Genomic DNA, 16,189 nt, shown 5'->3' on the forward strand with positions numbered 1-16,189 from the left:
GTGCGCTGCAGAGCCGGGGCCCATCTCTCAGAGTGAGAGGTCGCAGCCTTCTGGGTCCCGGCTCCGCGCAGCAGCGCTACGCGCCGCAGCGCGTCCGGGACACGACACTTTATGTGCCTTCACTCCGCCGGCTTCGGCGAGCGCTCCAGCAGCACAGTCTGGATGCCGCAGGTGCCGCTCCGCACCGTCATGATCCGCGTGCCGGGCTTGCGGCCGTTGCGCACTTCGGTGACGTCGAGGCCGGCGGCGATCAGGCGGGCGCGGGTGGCGTCGATGTCGGCGACGCGCCAGCTCAGGCCCCAGAGGCGGTCGTGCAGGGAATCGCCACCCGCCACGGGACGGCGCACCACCTCGACGATGAGGTCGCCGCAGCGGAAGAACATCAGCTGGCCCCAGTCGTGATGGGAGCGGTCGAGTGCGAGATCGAGCCCGAGCCGCGCGCCATAGAGCGCGGCGGCGCGGTCGGAATCCTCGGTGGTGATCACGACGTGGTCGAGCGCGTCGATCGGCGCGATGTCGGTCACGGCCGATTTGGGGCGCTCGTCGGCCAGTTCGAGGAAGAACATCCGCACCCCGCGCGTCAGCTCGGTGGCGGCACGCGTGCGCTTCCAGTGAAGCACCGCACCGGATTCGGCATCGCTGCTTTCGACCTCGGTGACCGGGTCCGGCTTCAAGGCCACCCGGTCCAGCCGCCGGTGCATCTTGCCCATGTCCGCGACGCGAAAGCACAGGCTCGCGAGCACGCCTTCCTGGTCGTCGAGCAGCGCGCGCATGCGGTCGGCGGTCACGCTGAAGCCGCTCGGCGCCATCAACTCGATCGTCATGTTGTCCAGGGTGAAGAGCACGCGGTCGGCGCCCTCGCCGGCATTCTGCCATGCGGGCGCTCGCCCAAGCAGCGTCTGATAGGCCGCCTTGGCCGCACCGATATCCCTGACCAGAGCGACGACGTGATCGAGGCCGGTGATCATGTTCCCTCCCTTCCGAATCCGGAACCGAAACGCCCCTGACAAGCCCTGGGGGTCGTTGGCTCTGCCACGGTCGTATTCCGGCCCCTGATCGACCTCAAGCACCTATCGTCATGGGATTGCGAATATTTTTGGCGTTCCTCCTGCCGAAGCGGTGCTAAGGTAAGCTGCCGGCCGGGACCACCCAGCGCATCACGGACAACCAATGCAGGCTCTCTTTATCGGACAGACCTATATCGACGTCGTCTTCATCACCGACCACATGCCGACCGGCGACGAGAAGCACGTGGCGACCGACTACGCGGTCTCTTTCGGCGGCAATGCGGTTACGGCGGCGTTCTGCTGCGCCAAGCTCGGCATCGTGCCCGATCTGATCGCCACCGCGGCCAATGACTGGCTCGGCCGCATGTTCATGGACATGTGCGCGAAGTACGGAATCTCGCTGCATGGGCGGAAGGTGAATCAGTCCTCGCTGTCCTTCATCATGCCCAAGGACGGCAAGCGGGCCATCGTCCGCTGCCGCGACGACGATCACATCCACCCCTTTCCGATGCTCAATCTCGGCGGCTGCCGCGTGCTGCATGTCGACGGCCATCAGCCGGATGCCGCGCTCCACTACGCAAAAGTCTGCCGCGAGGCCGGTATCCTGACCTCGCTCGACGGCGGCGGCCTGCGCACCAACACGCATGAGCTGCTGGAATTCATCGACGTCGCCATCGTCGCCGAGCGCCTGTGCGAGCAGATGGACCTGACGCCGGAGAAGATGCTCGACTATCTCAAGGGCCGCGGCTGCAAGATCGGCGGCGTCACCATGGGTGAGAAGGGCCTGCTCTGGTACAACGAAACCGGCGCGGTCGAGATCATGCCGGCGATGCCGATCCCGCGCGAGCGCGTGATCGACACCAATGGCGCCGGCGACGTCTTCCACGGCGCCTATGTCTATTCCTACCTCGCCCATCCCGGCAAAAGCTGGCGCGAACATTTCGATTTCGCTCGCGCCGCCTCGACCTTCAAGATCCAGCGGCTTGGCAACGAGGCGGGACTTCCAACCCTTGTGGACATCGCCAAAGTCAGGCACGAGTTCGAAGTCAGGGTCTGAGCTTCGCAAAGGTGGGTCATGGGGCGCGTCTTCGTCGCCGGCAGCATCAACATGGATGTGGTGGCGACCGCCGATCGCCACCCGAAAGTCGGCGAGACCGTCGCAGGCCGGCAGGTATTGTATTTTCCGGGCGGCAAGGGTGCCAACCAGGCGGTGGCCGCGTCGCGGCTCGGCGCGCAGACTACGCTGATCGGCCGGCTGGGCAAGGATTCCTTCGGCGCTGAACTGAAGGCCTTCCTCGGCGATCAGGGCATCGATCTCGGCTATCTCCAGGAGACGGCCGAGGCACATACCGGGACCGCCATCATCACGGTGGCCGCGTCCGACAACACCATCGTCGTCATTCCCGGCACCAATGCGCTGGTCGGCGCCGACGACGTCCGTGTCGTCCCGCTGCTGAAGGGCGACGTCGCGGTCAGCCAGTTCGAAATCCCGCTGCCGACGATTGCCGCGTTCTTCCAGCGCGCGCGCGAGGCCGGCGCCACGACGGTGCTCAACCCGGCGCCGGCGCAGGCCATGTCGCGCGAGCTGCTCGCACTCGTCGACGTCCTCGTACTGAACGAGACCGAGCTCGGCTTCCTCGCCGGTGTGGAGCTTTCGGAGGACGACAGCGCTGCGCGCATCATCGAGGTGGCGCGACAGCTTCAGGCGCGCGCGGACCAGACCATCTGCGTCACGCTCGGCAAGCGCGGCGTGCTGGCGCTGGCTGCCAGCGAGGAATTTGCCGTGCCCGGCCGTGCGGTGAAGGCGGTCGATACCACCGGCGCCGGCGATTGTTTCGTCGGCGCGCTCGCGGCGCAGCTGGCTGACGAGGTTGCTTTGCGCGCCGCCCTCGCCTTCGCCAATGCCGCCGCCTCGATCTCGGTGCAGCGCATGGGCGCCGGGCCGTCGATGCCGACGGCCGCGGAAGTGGCGGCGGTTCTCAACGCAGGCTGATCACGCCAGCGCGCTCTTCAGGTCGAAGCTCTCGTCCGCCGCCTGCTCCGGCGTGATCGAGCGGTCCATGGCCTGCAAGCGGCGGCCGAACATGTGATCGCCGGCCCGGTTGACGGACTCGATGCCGAGCAGTTTTTCACCTTTGTAGCAGAACGCCGAGAACGCCTTGTTCGCTGGATTTCCGCGCAGCACGACGCGGTCGTAGCCGGTGGTGAGCCCGGCCATCTGCAGCTTGTCGTCGCCCTGATCGCTCCAGAACCAGGGATGACCGTCATAGGGCTTCTTGTCGCCGGTCAGCCGCGCCGCCACGCAGCGGGCGTGGTCGGTGGCGTTCTGCACCGATTCCAGCCGCAGCGAACCTCCGAAGCGCGGGCTGGCGAACAGCGCGCAATCGCCGATCGCGGAAATATTGGGATCGGAGGTCGCAAGATATTCGTCGACGATGATGCCGGCGGCGACGGGTAGCCCCGCCTCCGCTGCGAGCTCGATGTTCGGCAGCACGCCGACGCCGACCACGACGAGGTCGGCGGGCAGATGCCGGCCGTCGCTCAGGGAGACGCCGGTCACCTTGCCGTCCGCAGCCTCGATGGACGTTGCCTGCACGCCGAGGTGGATGCGGATGCCGGCCTCGCGATGCCGCTGCTGGAAGTATTCCGAGACCTCCGCCGTCACCGCGCGCGCCATCACGCGCGGTGCGAGCTCGAGCACGTCGACCTCGAGCCCCTTGATGCGCGCGGTGGCCGCGAATTCGAGGCCGATGAAGCCGGCGCCGATCACCACCACCCGTGTCTTCGACGGCATGATCTGGCGCAGCGCCTCGCTCTCGTCGAGGATGCGCAGATATTTCACGTCGGGCAGGTTGGCATTGGGCAGGTCGAGCAGGCGGTTGCGCGCGCCCGTCGCCAGGATCAGGTGGCCGTAGGGCAGCGCCTCGCCCGAGGCGAGCAGCACCTTGCGCGCCGCGCGGTCGATCGACACGGCGTGGCCCGCGATCAGCTCGATGATCTGGTCGTGGTAGAATTTCTCCGGCCGGAACATCAGGCTCTCAGGTCCGGCCGAGCCCTTGATGAAGGCCTTGGACAGCGGCGGCCGCTGATAGGGCAGATGCGCCTCGTCATTGATCAGGCAGATGCGCTCCGAAAAACCCGCCTGGCGCAGCGATGCCGCGACCTGGTAGCCACCATGGCCGGCACCGACAATGATCACCGGACCGTCCGTCATCGGACAGCCCATTTCCGCAAGACACGAGCGTAACCCATGTCGTCTCCTCTCGTACTGATCTCGGCTTGCTTGCCCAGGAGGAGCCGGCGCTCGTGTCCGTCCCTTGGCGAAGGCGCCCTATTTGATCCCATCGTTCCGCCCTGCGCAAGAGTGGTGCGCGGGACACTGGCCGGGGCTGGCGGCCAGGGATTGTCACCCCTCGCCATCTGCGATTTAGTTGCAGCAACCACCTCATGCCGGGGACTTCCAAAAATGCCTGCTCCCGTTTCCCACCCAGATGATCCCGCCCTGCTGCGGATCGACGGCCCGATCGCGACCATCACCCTCAACCGCCCCGCCGCGTTCAACTCGGTCAACCTGGCCATCGCGCAGAAACTCGAGCAGCTCGCGACCTATGTCGAGGCCGACGACGCCATCAGGGTCGTGGTGATCGAAGGCGAAGGCCGCGCCTTCTCGGCCGGCGGCGATCTGCAGACGATCGGCGCTGCCGCCGAAGCCAATACGGTGACGCCGGTCGTCGGCGAGCTCCTCAAGCACTATCACGCCTTCATCGAGATCATCCGGCGCATGCCGAAGCTGTCGCTCTCCAGCGTGCACGGCTCGGCGGCCGGCGCCGGCATGGGCCTCGCCTTCGTCACCGACCTCTGCATCGCCGCAGAGGACGCCAAATTCACGCCCGCCTATGCCAAGATCGGCGTCTCGCCGGATGGCGGCTCGACGGTCGGCATCGTCGGTACGGTCGGCTCCCGCCGCGCGCTGCAGATCTTCCTGGCCGAGGACAATTTTACCGCGCAGCAGGCCCATGAATGGGGCCTCGTCGCCAGGATCGTCCCGGCGACCGAGCTGAAGGCCGCGACACGGCAGCTCGCCGAGCGCCTGGCGCAAAACCCGCCGGCCGCCATCGCAGGCACCAAGTCGCTGGTCTATTCGGCCGCCACCACGCCGGTGAAGCAGCAGCTCGACGCGGAAGAACACAAGATCATCATGGCGATGAACACGGAGGAGTTTCGCACCGCCGTGAAGAAGTTCACGAGCAAGGGCAAGTGAACGCGATGACGCCCTCGCGGTCGTTCTGCGGCCTGCGCCACGGAGCCACCGACTGGAATCGCGAGGGGCGCTTCCAGGGCCGGACCGACAACCCGCTGAACGCGGACGGCCTGCGGCAGGCGCACGAGGCGGCCAGCATGTTGCGCGGCATCGGCATCAGCCGGATCGTCGCAAGCCCGCTGGTGCGCGCAGCGCGAACGGCCGAGATCATCGCCGACGCGATCGCAGTGCCGCTCAGCATCGACGAGCGCATCATCGAATTCGACTTCGGAAGCCTGGAGGGTCTCCCCGTCCGCGACGTCATGGTGAAGCACGGCGTCACATCGGCGACGGGCCTCGTCTCGATCCTGCCCGCGGACGGCGAGAGCTGGGACGACATGACCGAGAGGTCGCTGGCTTGCGTCTCCGCCTGGCTCGACCGTCATCCCGACGACGACGTCCTTTTCGTCTGCCATGACGCCGTGATGCAGGGGATGGCGAACGCGCTGTGCGGCACCTATTTCAAGAACAGCCACGGCATACCTTTCCGCTACACCCGCGACGACGCGCAATGGCGCGTCGAGCAGCTCGTCACTTAAACAAGATCACTTGATCAAGATTACTTGGGGCAGATGTAGCCCGTCCCCGCCGGCGACTTGAAGCAGCCGACCGATTCCGGCAGCACATGCTGCGGCAGCCACAGCACGACGCTCGGGAAATAGATCGCGAACGCGATGGTGGCCAGAAACACGACGTAAATCGGCAAAGCGGCGCGTAACGCCTTGGCGAAACTGACGCCGACGAATTTCGACGCCATCAGCAGCACCAGGCCGTAAGGCGGCGTGATCAGGCCGAAGGCGAGCGTCGCGATCAGCACCACGCCCATGTGCACGGCGTTGATGTCGCCGGCCTCGGTGAGCGTATTCACCAGCGGCATGAAGATGATGATGGTCGGCACCGGCTCGATGAAGTCGCCGACCACGGTGAACAGCAGCACCATCAGCAGCATGATCAAATGCGGATCGTTGCCCGCGATCGAGGTGATCACATCGGCGATGTAGCTGGCGCCGCGCAAGTAAGCGAGCATCCAGCCGAACGCATTGGCGGCGCCGATCGTGATCAGCGGCAGCGAGAAGATCAGCCCGGCGAGGCAGAAATCGTAGGGAATCTTCCTGATGTGCCCGCGATTGAGCGCGGGGATCACCACCAGGATGATCCAGACCACGGCGACGACGCCGGCTTCCGTCGGCGTGAACCAGCCGGTGAGAATGCCGCCCAGCAGGATCACCGGGATCATCAGCGGCAAAGCCGCATCGCCGGCGGCGAACGCCACCTGCCGCAGCGGCGCGCGCGGCTTGCGCAAGCCCGAGGGGCCGAAGAAGTAGCAGTAAATCATCAGGCCGAAGCCGATCATCAGGCCCGGCACCACGCCTGCCATGAACAGGCCGGCGATCGAGACGTTGCCGACCGCGCCATAGACCACGGCCGTGATGCTCGGCGGCACCAGCGCCGCGATGGTCGAGGCCGACGCGATGATGGCGGCGATGAAGGCGGGCTCGTAGCCTTCCCGTTTCATCGGACCACCCAGCGCGCGGCTCATCACCGCGACGTCGGCCGTGGTCGATCCCGACATTTCAGAGAAGAACATGCTGAAGACGACGACGACCTGCGACAGCCCGCCCCTGATGTGCCCGACCAGCGACACCGACAGATTGGCTATTCTGACCACCACATTGGCCGAGCTCATGAGCTCGCCGACCAGCAGGAAGAACGGGATCGCCAGCAGCGCCTCGGAATCGACGCCGTCGAAGATCTTCTGGATGATGGCGGCGAGCGAGACATCCGACAGGATCGCGCCGATGAACACGCCAGCCATCAGCGAGAACGGCACGGGCACGCCGAGATAGCCGAACGACAGGAAGCAGATCGACATCAACGCCAGGACGACGGGTGCGCTCACGGCTGCGCCCTCATCTGTGCGTCGGCGACGACAGGTGCAGCGTGGTCTTCCGGCGGCTCGGGATGGTCAAAGCCGTTGCGCAGGCCGTTGACCAACTGCTCGATGGTAAACAGGCCGACCAGCACGCCAGACAGCGGGATGATCGCGTAGAGCGAAGCGATCGGCGTGCCCGACGGCAGGCGGAAGCTGCCGAAGCCGCGGAGATAGTTCTGGTAGCCATACCAGATCAGGCAGAACGCGACGCCGAGCACGACGAGACGGATGATCACCTCGACGATGATCCGCGGCGTGCCGTGCATCGCCTCCGAGATCGCGGTGAGATAAAGGTGGTCATTGCGCCGGGTCGCGGCCGCCGTCCCGACGAAGATCGCATAGATGAACAGCGTCGAGGTGACCTCCTGCAACCACAGCCAGGGATGGCCGATGGTGCGGGTGACGATGTCGGCGGTCACCGACAGCGAGAAGCCGAAGCAGAGCAGGCCGCACAGGATCATCAGCGCAAGCTCGAGCCAGTCGAGCCAGCGCCATTTCAGGTGTCGCTGGCGCTGAACGAGCAATTTGTCGGCGATGGGCATCTATCTCTCCGTCGTCCCGGCGAAAGCCGGGACCCATACCCCCGAATGGGAATTGCTGCGCGAGCTGGCGACTCCGAGTCTTCGCCAAACTCAATCCTGTGGTTATGGGTCCCGGCTTTCGCCGGGACGACGCATGGAGAGAATGGAGACCGCGGCTTAATTAATCGCCCGGATCAAATTCTTGACCTTCTCGGCGTGCGGGCCGAGCTCCTTGGCGAGCTTGTCGAGATAGGGGTCGGCAATCCCCGTGAAGCTCTTCTTGTCGACGTCCGTGACGACCTTGACGCCCATCTTCTTCAGCTTCTCGGCCGCACTGCGCTCGAGCTCGAACGCCTTCGCCGGTTCCTTCGCGCTGATCTCGTTCGCGGCCGTCTGCACCCAGCCCTTCTGCTCCGCAGACAGGCTCTGCCAGAGCTTGTCCGAGATGAACACCAGCGCGTTGTTGGCCTCGTGCTCGGTGATGTTGAGGACCGGGGCGACCTCGTAGTGCTTGTTGACGAGGTAGACGTTGATGCTGTTCTCGGCGACCTCGACCACACCGGTCTGCAAGCTCGTGTAGACGCTGCCGAACGGCATGTGCACGGTCTGGGCGCCGTAGGCCGGGAACATGGTGTCCTCGGTCGCGGTGGCCTGCACGCGGATCTTCAGGCCCTTGATATCAGCCACATTGTGAATCTCCTTCTTGGAGTACATGTGGCGCACACCCTGCGAGCCCGTCGCGATGACGTGCAGACCCTGCGTGGTCTCGTCGATCATGGTCTTGAGCGCTTCGAACACTTTCGGATCGGCCAGCCCCTTGATGACGTGGTTCTCGTCGCGGAACAGGAAGTGCAGCGACATCACGCCGGCCTGCGGCGAGATGGTCGCGGTGTTGGCCGAGGAGATGATCGCGAATTCGATATCGCCGGCCTTCACGAGCTGCAGCAATTGCGGCTCCTGGCCCAGTTGCGCGCCGGGGTACTGGTCGATGATCATGGTGCCTTTGCTCAATTCCTTGAGCTTGTCGGCAAACAGGTCGCCCGCGATGGAATAGCCGGTGTTGCGCGGCTGGTCATAGGCGAAGCGATAATGCTTCACCTCCTGCGCCCCGGCTCCGGTGACGAGAAGCATGGCGGCCGCAGCCGCCAAGCCATGCAAGAATCTTGGCATGGATCGCGCAATCATCGTTTCCCCCTGTTTTATCGCCCGCCGCTTGTGCGGTCTGGGCGCTCGTTGTTTGTCAGCCTGTCTCGGTCTTCTTCCCAGTCCTCTGCATGAAATCGAAGTCGCAGCCCTCATCGGCCTGCATGATGGTCTCGTTGAACAGCCAGGCGTAGCCGCGCCGCGCCTCGTCGGGCGCAGCGGCCGGCTTCAACGCCGCGCGGCGCCGCTCCAGCTCGGCGGCATCAACCAGCAGCTCGATGCTGCGCTTTGCAACATCCAGGCTGATCATGTCGCCGTTCTTCACCAGCGCCAGCGGCCCGCCGACGGCGGATTCCGGGGTGATGTGCAAAACGATGGTGCCGAACGCGGTGCCGCTCATGCGCGCGTCGGAAATGCGCACCATGTCCTTGGTGCCACCGCGCGCGAGCTTCTTCGGGATCGGCAGATAGCCCGCCTCGGGCATGCCGGGCGCGCCCTTGGGGCCGGCATTGCGCAGCACCAGCACGTCGTCGGCGGTGACGTCGAGATCAGGATCGTCAACCCGCAAGGTCATATCCTCGACGGATTCGAACACCACGGCGCGCCCGGTATGCTTCAGCAGCTTCGGGCTAGCGGCGGATTGCTTGATCACCGCGCCGCGCGGCGCGAGATTGCCGTGCAGGACGGCAAGGCCGCCCTCCTTCTTGATCGGATTGTCGCGCGACCGGATCGCGTCCTGACCGGGCACATCCTCCGCATTGGCGACGACATCGCGCAACGTCTGGCCTGAAATGGTTTTCGCATCGAGATCGACGAGGTCGCCGAGCTGCGCCAGCAGTTTCGGCACGCCGCCGGCGTGATGGAAATGCTCCATGTAATGTTCGCCCGACGGCTTCAGATCGATCAGCACCGGCACCTCGCGGCCGATCTGGTCGAATTCCCCGAGATCAAGCCGGTGCGGTGAGCGATGCGCCATCGCCGTCAGATGGATCAGGCCGTTGGTCGAGCCGCCGATCGCCTGCAGCACGACCTGCGCGTTCTTGAAGGAAGCCGGCGTCAAGAGCTCGCTCGGCTTCGGTCCCTTGGTCTTGGCCATTTCGGCCGCGACGCGGCCGCTCGCCTCGGCGAGGCGGAAACGCTCGGCATGCGGCGCGGGAATCGTCGCGCTCATCGGCAACGACAGACCCATGGCTTCGATCATGCAGGCCATGGTCGAGGCCGTGCCCATCACCATGCAGGTGCCGACCGACGGCGCGAGACGGCCGTTCACCGCTTCGATCTCGACATCGTCCATCTCGCCGGCGCGATACTTGCCCCAGAGACGGCGGCAGTCGGTGCAAGCGCCGAGCACCTCGCCCTTGTGGTGGCCGACCACCATCGGCCCCACGGGAATGACCACGGTCGGCAGATCGGCGCTGATCGCGGCCATCACCTGCGCGGGAAGCGTCTTGTCGCAGCCGCCGATCACGATCACCGAATCCATCGGCTGCGCCCGGATCATCTCCTCGGTGTCCATCGCCATCAGGTTGCGCAGATACATCGAGGTCGGATGCGCAAAGCTCTCGGCGATCGAGATGGTCGGGAATACGAACGGCATCGCGCCAGACAGCATGACACCGCGCTTGGCGGCTTCGATGATCTGCGGGACGTTGCCGTGGCAGGGATTGTAGTCGCTATAGGTGTTGGTGATGCCGACGATCGGGCGCTCCAGCGCGTCGTCGGAATAACCCATGGCCTTGATGAACGCCTTGCGCAGGAACAGCGAGAAGCCGGCATCGCCATAGCTCGTCAGACCCTTGCGCAAACCACTCGTCATCACACCGCTCCTTCTCGCTTGCCATTGTGCTACAGTCTGCCCCCTGATTGTCAATAAGATTGGGCCGGATCGGGTCGGCTTCTACTCCTAATACCGCCCACGGACACAAATTATTGACAATCTGGCCTCGTCCTGCTCCCTAAGAGCGGACCGGCAGGCGCCGGAGGCCGAGGGCATGTCCGACATTCGCACCGCAGACGCCATTTCTATCCGGCGCGACGATCCGGATGACGTTGTCGCGCGGCTGGAGGAGGATATCATCTTCGGCCGCCTCGCCCCGGGTGCGCGGCTCACCGAAGACGCGTTGATGTCGGCTTACGGCACCTCGCGGCACTTCGTGCGCCAGGCGCTGGTGGATGCCGAGCGGCGCGGCATCGTCCGCCGCGAGAAGAATGTCGGCGCCACCGTGCGGTTCTACTCGGCCGAGGAGGTCCGGCAGATCTACGAAGTCAGGGAGATGCTGACGCGGCAGGCCGCGCTGATGATCCCCCTGCCCGCACCGCAAGTCCTGATCGACGAGCTGACTGCGCTGCAACGCGACTATTGCGCCAAGGCCGACGTCCGCGACCTTCGCGGCATCCATGAAGCCAACGACGCCTTCCACGTCGCGCTGTTCTCGGCTTGCGGCAATCCCTATCTGGTCCGCTCGCTGCAGGATTATATGAGTTTGACGCTGCCGATGCGCGCCAAGAATCTCGCCGACCGCGACGGCCTAGCGCAATCACGCCGCCAGCACGAGCTTATGATCGAATTGTTGAAGGGCCGCGACAGCTGGGCGCTGGCGCAGTTGTGCGTGGATCATATGCAGTTCAGCAAGGCGGATTATCTGGCAAGGATTGCGGGAGAGCAGAGCTAACGATCGAATTTGCTGGGCTAGACACGATCAAAACTCTGAGGGACAACGCAGCATCACGCCAATTCAGGAAACCCGCAAGATGGAATTTGATGATGTCATTCTCGGCCGGCGAAGCATTCGCGGTTACAAGCCCGATCCTGTCCCGCCGGAATTGATCAAGGAAATTCTAGCGCTAGCGATGCGCGCGCCATCGTCGATGAATACCCAGCCGTGGAATTTCTACGTCATCACCGGAGAACCGCTGGATCGGATCCGGAGGGGCAATACCGAGCGCAATCTGGCGGGCGTGCCGCACTCGCGCGAGTTTCGAACCGGCCAGGCATTCGAGGGAGTGCATCGCGAACGCCAGATTGGCGTTGCCAAGCAGTTGTTCAGTGCAATGGGAATTGCGCGAGACGACAAGCAGCAGCGGCAGGACTGGGTTCTGCGCGGCTTTCGCCAGTTCGACGCGCCTGTCTGCGTGATCATCACATACGATCGCCAGTTGGCCTCCAGTGACGATACGGCCTTTGACTGCGGCGCAGTGGCGACCGCGCTCGTCAACGCGGCCTGGTCGCGGGGGCTCGGGGCCGTGATCAACAGCCAGGGCATCATGCAATCCCCCGTCGTGCGCGAGCATGCCGGGATTGCGGATGATCAGGTGATCATGAAAAGCATCGCGTTGGGCTGGCCAGATCACAGCTTTCCTGCCAACGCCGTCATATCCGAACGCAAGTCAGTCGATGAAGCGACGACTTTCGTTGGATTTGCGAGCGGGGCCTAGAGGCAGACTGATCTCGTGCGGCAACGGCGATCAGGCGACTTTTGCCAGCGTCCGGCAACGCGTCATTGCGAGCGCAGCGAAGCAATCCAGAGTCTTTCCGCGGGGGGATACTGGATTGCTTCGCTGCGCTCGCAATGACGTGAGGAAGGCTACCGCTTATTCCAGTCGATAATTCGGCTGGCGTCACCATCGAACTCGAGGCTCGCGAACGCGCCGCCCTGATAGTGATCGCCGATCGGATCGGGCTTCAGCTTGGCCTGCTCGGCCATGGCGTGCGCGACGTGATCCTCGGAGCGGCCCGTGGGGCGATAGCCGAACGCATAGGCGCGACTGTTGTCCCACCAGGCCCGCTCGTTCAGGGACACACCGTAGAACACCTCGAAATGGATGTCGGGATGCTCGAGCCCGATCTGGCAGAGTTGCACCAAATCCTCCGGCTTCAGCCACATCGCGATGCGACGATGGTCGAGCGGACGTTCGTCGCAATTGCCGATCCTGATGCAAGTCACCTTCAGCCCGTGCTTGTCGGCGTAGAGCGAACCGACCGCCTCGCCGAACACCTTGCTGACGCCATAGCGGCCGTCGGGGCGCACGGTGACGTCGGTGCCGATCTTGTGGTGGCGCGGATAAAAGCCGACGACGTGGTTGGACGAGGCGAACACCACGCGCTTGACGCCCTTGCGGTAGGCGGCCTCGAACAGATTGTAGCCGCCGATGATGTTGGCCTGGAGGATGTCGTCCCACGGGCCTTCGACCGAATAGCCGCCGAAATGGATGATGCCGTCGACGCCCTCGCAGAGCGCCTCGACCTGCGCGAGGTCGGACAGGTCCGCGACCTTGAACTGCTCGTTGGGGCCGAGGTCCTTGGGCTCGCGGATGTCGGAAAGGAGCAGGTCGGGATAGATCGGCGGCAGCAATTTGCGCAGGCGCGTTCCGATTCCGCCCGAAGCTCCCGTCATCAAGATGCGCGGCATGTCTTCCCTCGTCGTTGGTGACCGATTTGCCGTCACGTGTCTCCAATGATAGCAGCATTGTCCAGAGGGAACGAAACGAGAGAACCGACATGAATGAGGCATCGTCCCACACCCAGGAGCGGTCAGGCTGGCGGCCGGCGAGCTACTATCCCGATCCGGCCATTCACGCGCTCGATCCCCGCTTCGAAAAATACTGGCTGAAACTGTCGGCGGTGGAGCGGCTGACGACCGGCCTGCGCTGGGCCGAGGGGCCGGTCTGGTTCGGCGACGGACGCTATCTCTTGTGCAGCGACATCTCGAACCAGCGCATCCTCAAATGGGAGGAGGAGACCGGCGCCGTGTCGGTTTTCCGCAAGCCCTCCAATTTCGCCAATGGCAACACGCGCGACCGGCAGGGCCGACTCGTCACCTGCGAACACGGCGGGCGCCGCGTTACCCGCACCGAATACGACGGCAGCATCACCGTGCTGATGGACTCGTTCAATGGCAAGAAGCTCAACTCGCCGAACGACGTCGTGGTGAAATCCGACGGCGCGGTCTGGTTCACCGACCCCACCTTCGGCCTGCTCGGCAATTACGAGGGCTACAAGGCGGACTCAGAGATCGATCCGAATGTCTACCGGCTCGATCCCGCGACCGGCAAGGCGAGCATCGTCGCCGAAGGCGTGCTCGGGCCGAACGGGCTGTGCTTCTCGCCCGACGAGAAGATCTTGTACGTCGTGGAATCCCGCGGCGTACCGAACCGGAAAATCCTCGCCTATGACGTCTCGGCGGACGGCACCACCATCTCCAACAAGCGCGTCTTCATCGATGCAGGCCCCGGCACGCCGGACGGCATGCGCTGCGACATCGACGGCAATCTGTGGTGCGGCTGGGGCATGGGCGATCCCGAGCTCGACGGCGTCGTCGTGTTCGCCCCCGACGGAGTCATGATCGGCCGCATCGCGCTGCCCGAGCGCTGCGCCAATCTCTGCTTCGGCGGCGTCAAGCGCAACCGCCTGTTCATGGCGGCGAGCCAGTCGATCTACGCGCTGTATGTGAACACGCAGGGCGCGGTGGGGGGATAGGCGCAGGCTCTATCCTCCGTCATTCCGGGGCGCGCCGTCTTCGGCGCGAGCCCGGAATCCATCATGCGACGGAGTCTGTTGCCAAATGGATTCCGGGCTCATCGCTTCGCGATGCCCCGGAATGACGACGGAGCAAAACAAAAACGCCGGAGCGATTTCCCGCCCCGGCGTCATTCTGTTTAGGCGATGAAACTTACGCCGCGTTGAAGCCGGCGACCGCCTTCACTTCGAGGAAGTCCTCGAGGCCGTACTTGCCCCACTCGCGGCCGTTGCCCGACTGCTTGTAGCCGCCGAACGGCGCGCTCCGGTCGTTGGGCACGCCCTGGAGGTTGACGTTGCCCGCGCGTATCTGCCGTCCGACGCGCTTGGCGTCCTCGACCGAAGCGCCCGAGACATAGCCGGCGAGACCGTACGGCGTGTCGTTGGCGATATGCACGGCTTCGGCTTCGTCCTTGGCACCGATGATGGTCAGCACCGGTCCGAAGATTTCTTCGCGGGCGATCGTCATGTCAGGGGTGACGTCGGCGAAGATGGTCGGGCGAACGTAGAAGCCCTTGTTGACGCCCTCGGGCAGGCCCGGGCCGCCGGCAACGAGCGTCGCGCCCTCGTCGATGCCCTTCTTGATCAGGCCCTGGATCTTGTCCCACTGACCGCGGTTGACGACCGGGCCGATGGTGGTGCCTTCGGCGCGGGGATCACCGGCCTTGGTCTTGTCGGCGACCGCCTTCGCGATCGCGGCGACTTCCTTCATCTTGGACAGCGGCACGATCATGCGCGAGGGCGCGTTGCAGGACTGGCCGGAGTTGTTGAACATGTGCATCACGCCGCCGGTCACCGCCTTCGTGAGGTCGGCACCTTCGAGGATGACGTTCGGCGACTTGCCGCCGAGCTCCTGGCTGACGCGCTTGACGGTCGGCGCCGCGCGCTTGGCAACGTCGATGCCGGCGCGGGTCGAGCCGGTGAACGAGATCATGTCGATGTCGGGGTGCTCGCTCATGGCGGCACCGACCTCGGGGCCGAGACCGTTGACGAGATTGAACACGCCCTTCGGCACGCCGGCTTCATGGAGGATTTCCGCGAAGATCAGCGCCGAGGTCGGGGTGAATTCCGACGGCTTCAGGATCATGGTGCAGCCGGCGGCGAGCGCGGGCGCGACCTTGCAGGCGATCTGGTTCAGCGGCCAGTTCCAGGGCGTGATCATGCCGACCACGCCGATCGGCTCGCGCAGCACCATGGCGGTGCCGACGGGCTCCTCGAAATGATAGTTCTTGAGCACGTCGAGCGTGGTCATGAGATGGCCGAGGCCGGCGCCGGCCTGGAGCTTTTCGGCCATCGGCAGCGGGGCGCCCATCTCGTCGGACACGGCGGCGCCGATCTCCTTGAGACGGCCCTTGTAAATTTCGATCACCTTGGTGAGCAGCGCAACGCGCTCTTCACGGCTGGTCTGGGAGAACGTCGCAAAGGCGCGCTTGGCGGCGGCGACGGCCTTGTCCACGTCAGCCTTGGAGCCCAGCGCAACCTCGTACATCGCCTCTTCCGTCGCGGGGTTCACCACGGCGGTGGACTTCTTGACGGCGGGATCGACCCAGGCGCCGTCGATGTAGAATTGCATGCGATTGACCATCGTTAACCTCTTCTTGGGGGCATGGTGGGGGCGTTTCGGCAGGCATCCTTGCACGAAAGCGCCGGCAATTGAACCCGCCATATGCGGGGCCAGCGTTGCGGCGGACGGGGCCTATATGAGCCGATGGCGGGAGGGTGGCAAGGCTCCCTCAGCCGTCATTCCGGGGCGCGCCCCTTGGCGCGGGC

General features: G+C 64.8%; 15 protein-coding genes. 7 read left to right on the forward strand and 8 right to left on the reverse strand.

Annotated elements, in window-relative coordinates:
* Positions 1-119 precede the first annotated feature (119 nt).
* A complete protein-coding gene (locus tag F8237_RS05835; protein WP_162005888.1) occupies positions 120-968 on the reverse strand; it encodes a VOC family protein in 849 nt (282 codons plus the stop codon).
* A gap of 202 nt (positions 969-1,170) precedes the next feature.
* Between F8237_RS05835 and F8237_RS05840 the strand changes: the two genes are divergently transcribed.
* Both F8237_RS05840 and rbsK read left to right on the forward strand, forming a co-directional pair.
* Positions 1,171-2,064 carry a sugar kinase gene (locus F8237_RS05840; RefSeq protein WP_151642832.1) on the forward strand — a complete coding sequence of 298 codons (894 nt, stop codon included), beginning with the start codon at positions 1,171-1,173 and terminating at the stop codon, positions 2,062-2,064.
* Between the two features lie 18 nt (positions 2,065-2,082).
* On the forward strand, positions 2,083-3,000 hold the full coding sequence (rbsK, locus tag F8237_RS05845; protein WP_151642833.1) for a ribokinase: 918 nt from the start codon (positions 2,083-2,085) through the stop codon (positions 2,998-3,000).
* Here the strand turns inward: rbsK and F8237_RS05850 are convergent, their stop codons facing one another.
* Positions 3,001-4,221 carry an NAD(P)/FAD-dependent oxidoreductase gene (locus F8237_RS05850; protein WP_151642834.1) on the reverse strand — a complete coding sequence of 407 codons (1,221 nt, stop codon included), beginning with the start codon at positions 4,219-4,221 and terminating at the stop codon, positions 3,001-3,003.
* Positions 4,222-4,473: 252 nt separating this feature from the next.
* On the opposite strand from F8237_RS05850, the gene F8237_RS05855 reads away from it, so the two are divergent.
* A complete protein-coding gene (locus F8237_RS05855; RefSeq protein WP_151642835.1) occupies positions 4,474-5,268 on the forward strand; it encodes an enoyl-CoA hydratase/isomerase family protein in 795 nt (264 codons plus the stop codon).
* Positions 5,269-5,273: 5 nt separating this feature from the next.
* Positions 5,274-5,846, forward strand: coding sequence for a histidine phosphatase family protein (locus tag F8237_RS05860; RefSeq protein ID WP_151650466.1), 573 nt, complete (start codon positions 5,274-5,276; stop codon positions 5,844-5,846).
* A gap of 20 nt (positions 5,847-5,866) precedes the next feature.
* Here the strand turns inward: F8237_RS05860 and F8237_RS05865 are convergent, their stop codons facing one another.
* The 4 genes from F8237_RS05865 to F8237_RS05880 form a co-directional block, all read right to left on the reverse strand.
* Positions 5,867-7,207, reverse strand: a complete 1,341-nt coding sequence (locus F8237_RS05865; protein WP_151642836.1) for a TRAP transporter large permease — start codon at positions 7,205-7,207, stop codon at positions 5,867-5,869.
* Positions 7,204-7,782 carry a TRAP transporter small permease gene (locus F8237_RS05870; protein ID WP_151642837.1) on the reverse strand — a complete coding sequence of 193 codons (579 nt, stop codon included), beginning with the start codon at positions 7,780-7,782 and terminating at the stop codon, positions 7,204-7,206. The genes F8237_RS05865 and F8237_RS05870 overlap by 4 nt, the downstream gene beginning before the upstream one ends.
* Positions 7,783-7,938: 156 nt before the next feature.
* Complete coding sequence (locus F8237_RS05875) at positions 7,939-8,946, reverse strand: TRAP transporter substrate-binding protein (RefSeq protein ID WP_151642838.1); 1,008 nt, start codon at positions 8,944-8,946, stop codon at positions 7,939-7,941.
* Positions 8,947-9,001: 55 nt separating this feature from the next.
* On the reverse strand, positions 9,002-10,720 hold the full coding sequence (locus F8237_RS05880) for an IlvD/Edd family dehydratase (protein WP_162005889.1): 1,719 nt from the start codon (positions 10,718-10,720) through the stop codon (positions 9,002-9,004).
* A gap of 175 nt (positions 10,721-10,895) precedes the next feature.
* Here F8237_RS05880 and F8237_RS05885 point away from each other — a divergent pair, with 175 nt between their 5' ends.
* Both F8237_RS05885 and F8237_RS05890 read left to right on the forward strand, forming a co-directional pair.
* Entirely contained in the window at positions 10,896-11,576 is a 681-nt protein-coding gene (locus F8237_RS05885; protein WP_151642840.1) for a GntR family transcriptional regulator, read from the forward strand.
* A gap of 79 nt (positions 11,577-11,655) precedes the next feature.
* Positions 11,656-12,339 carry a nitroreductase gene (locus tag F8237_RS05890; RefSeq protein WP_151642841.1) on the forward strand — a complete coding sequence of 228 codons (684 nt, stop codon included), beginning with the start codon at positions 11,656-11,658 and terminating at the stop codon, positions 12,337-12,339.
* Positions 12,340-12,488: 149 nt separating this feature from the next.
* On the opposite strand, the gene F8237_RS05895 is transcribed toward F8237_RS05890, so the two are convergent.
* On the reverse strand, positions 12,489-13,313 hold the full coding sequence (locus F8237_RS05895) for an NAD-dependent epimerase/dehydratase family protein (RefSeq protein WP_151642842.1): 825 nt from the start codon (positions 13,311-13,313) through the stop codon (positions 12,489-12,491).
* A gap of 89 nt (positions 13,314-13,402) precedes the next feature.
* Here F8237_RS05895 and F8237_RS05900 point away from each other — a divergent pair, with 89 nt between their 5' ends.
* Positions 13,403-14,380: an SMP-30/gluconolactonase/LRE family protein gene (locus tag F8237_RS05900; RefSeq protein ID WP_151642843.1), complete on the forward strand. Its 978-nt coding sequence runs from the start codon at positions 13,403-13,405 to the stop codon at positions 14,378-14,380.
* Positions 14,381-14,573: 193 nt separating this feature from the next.
* Here F8237_RS05900 and F8237_RS05905 read toward each other — a convergent pair whose 3' ends face one another.
* Positions 14,574-16,004 (reverse strand): aldehyde dehydrogenase family protein, encoded by a 1,431-nt coding sequence (locus F8237_RS05905; protein WP_151642844.1) that lies wholly within the window; start codon positions 16,002-16,004, stop codon positions 14,574-14,576.
* Between the last annotated feature and the right edge of the window lie 185 nt (positions 16,005-16,189).

Origin of the sequence: Bradyrhizobium betae (genome assembly GCF_008932115.1) — a bacterium.
Lineage (GTDB): Bacteria > Pseudomonadota > Alphaproteobacteria > Rhizobiales > Xanthobacteraceae > Bradyrhizobium > Bradyrhizobium betae.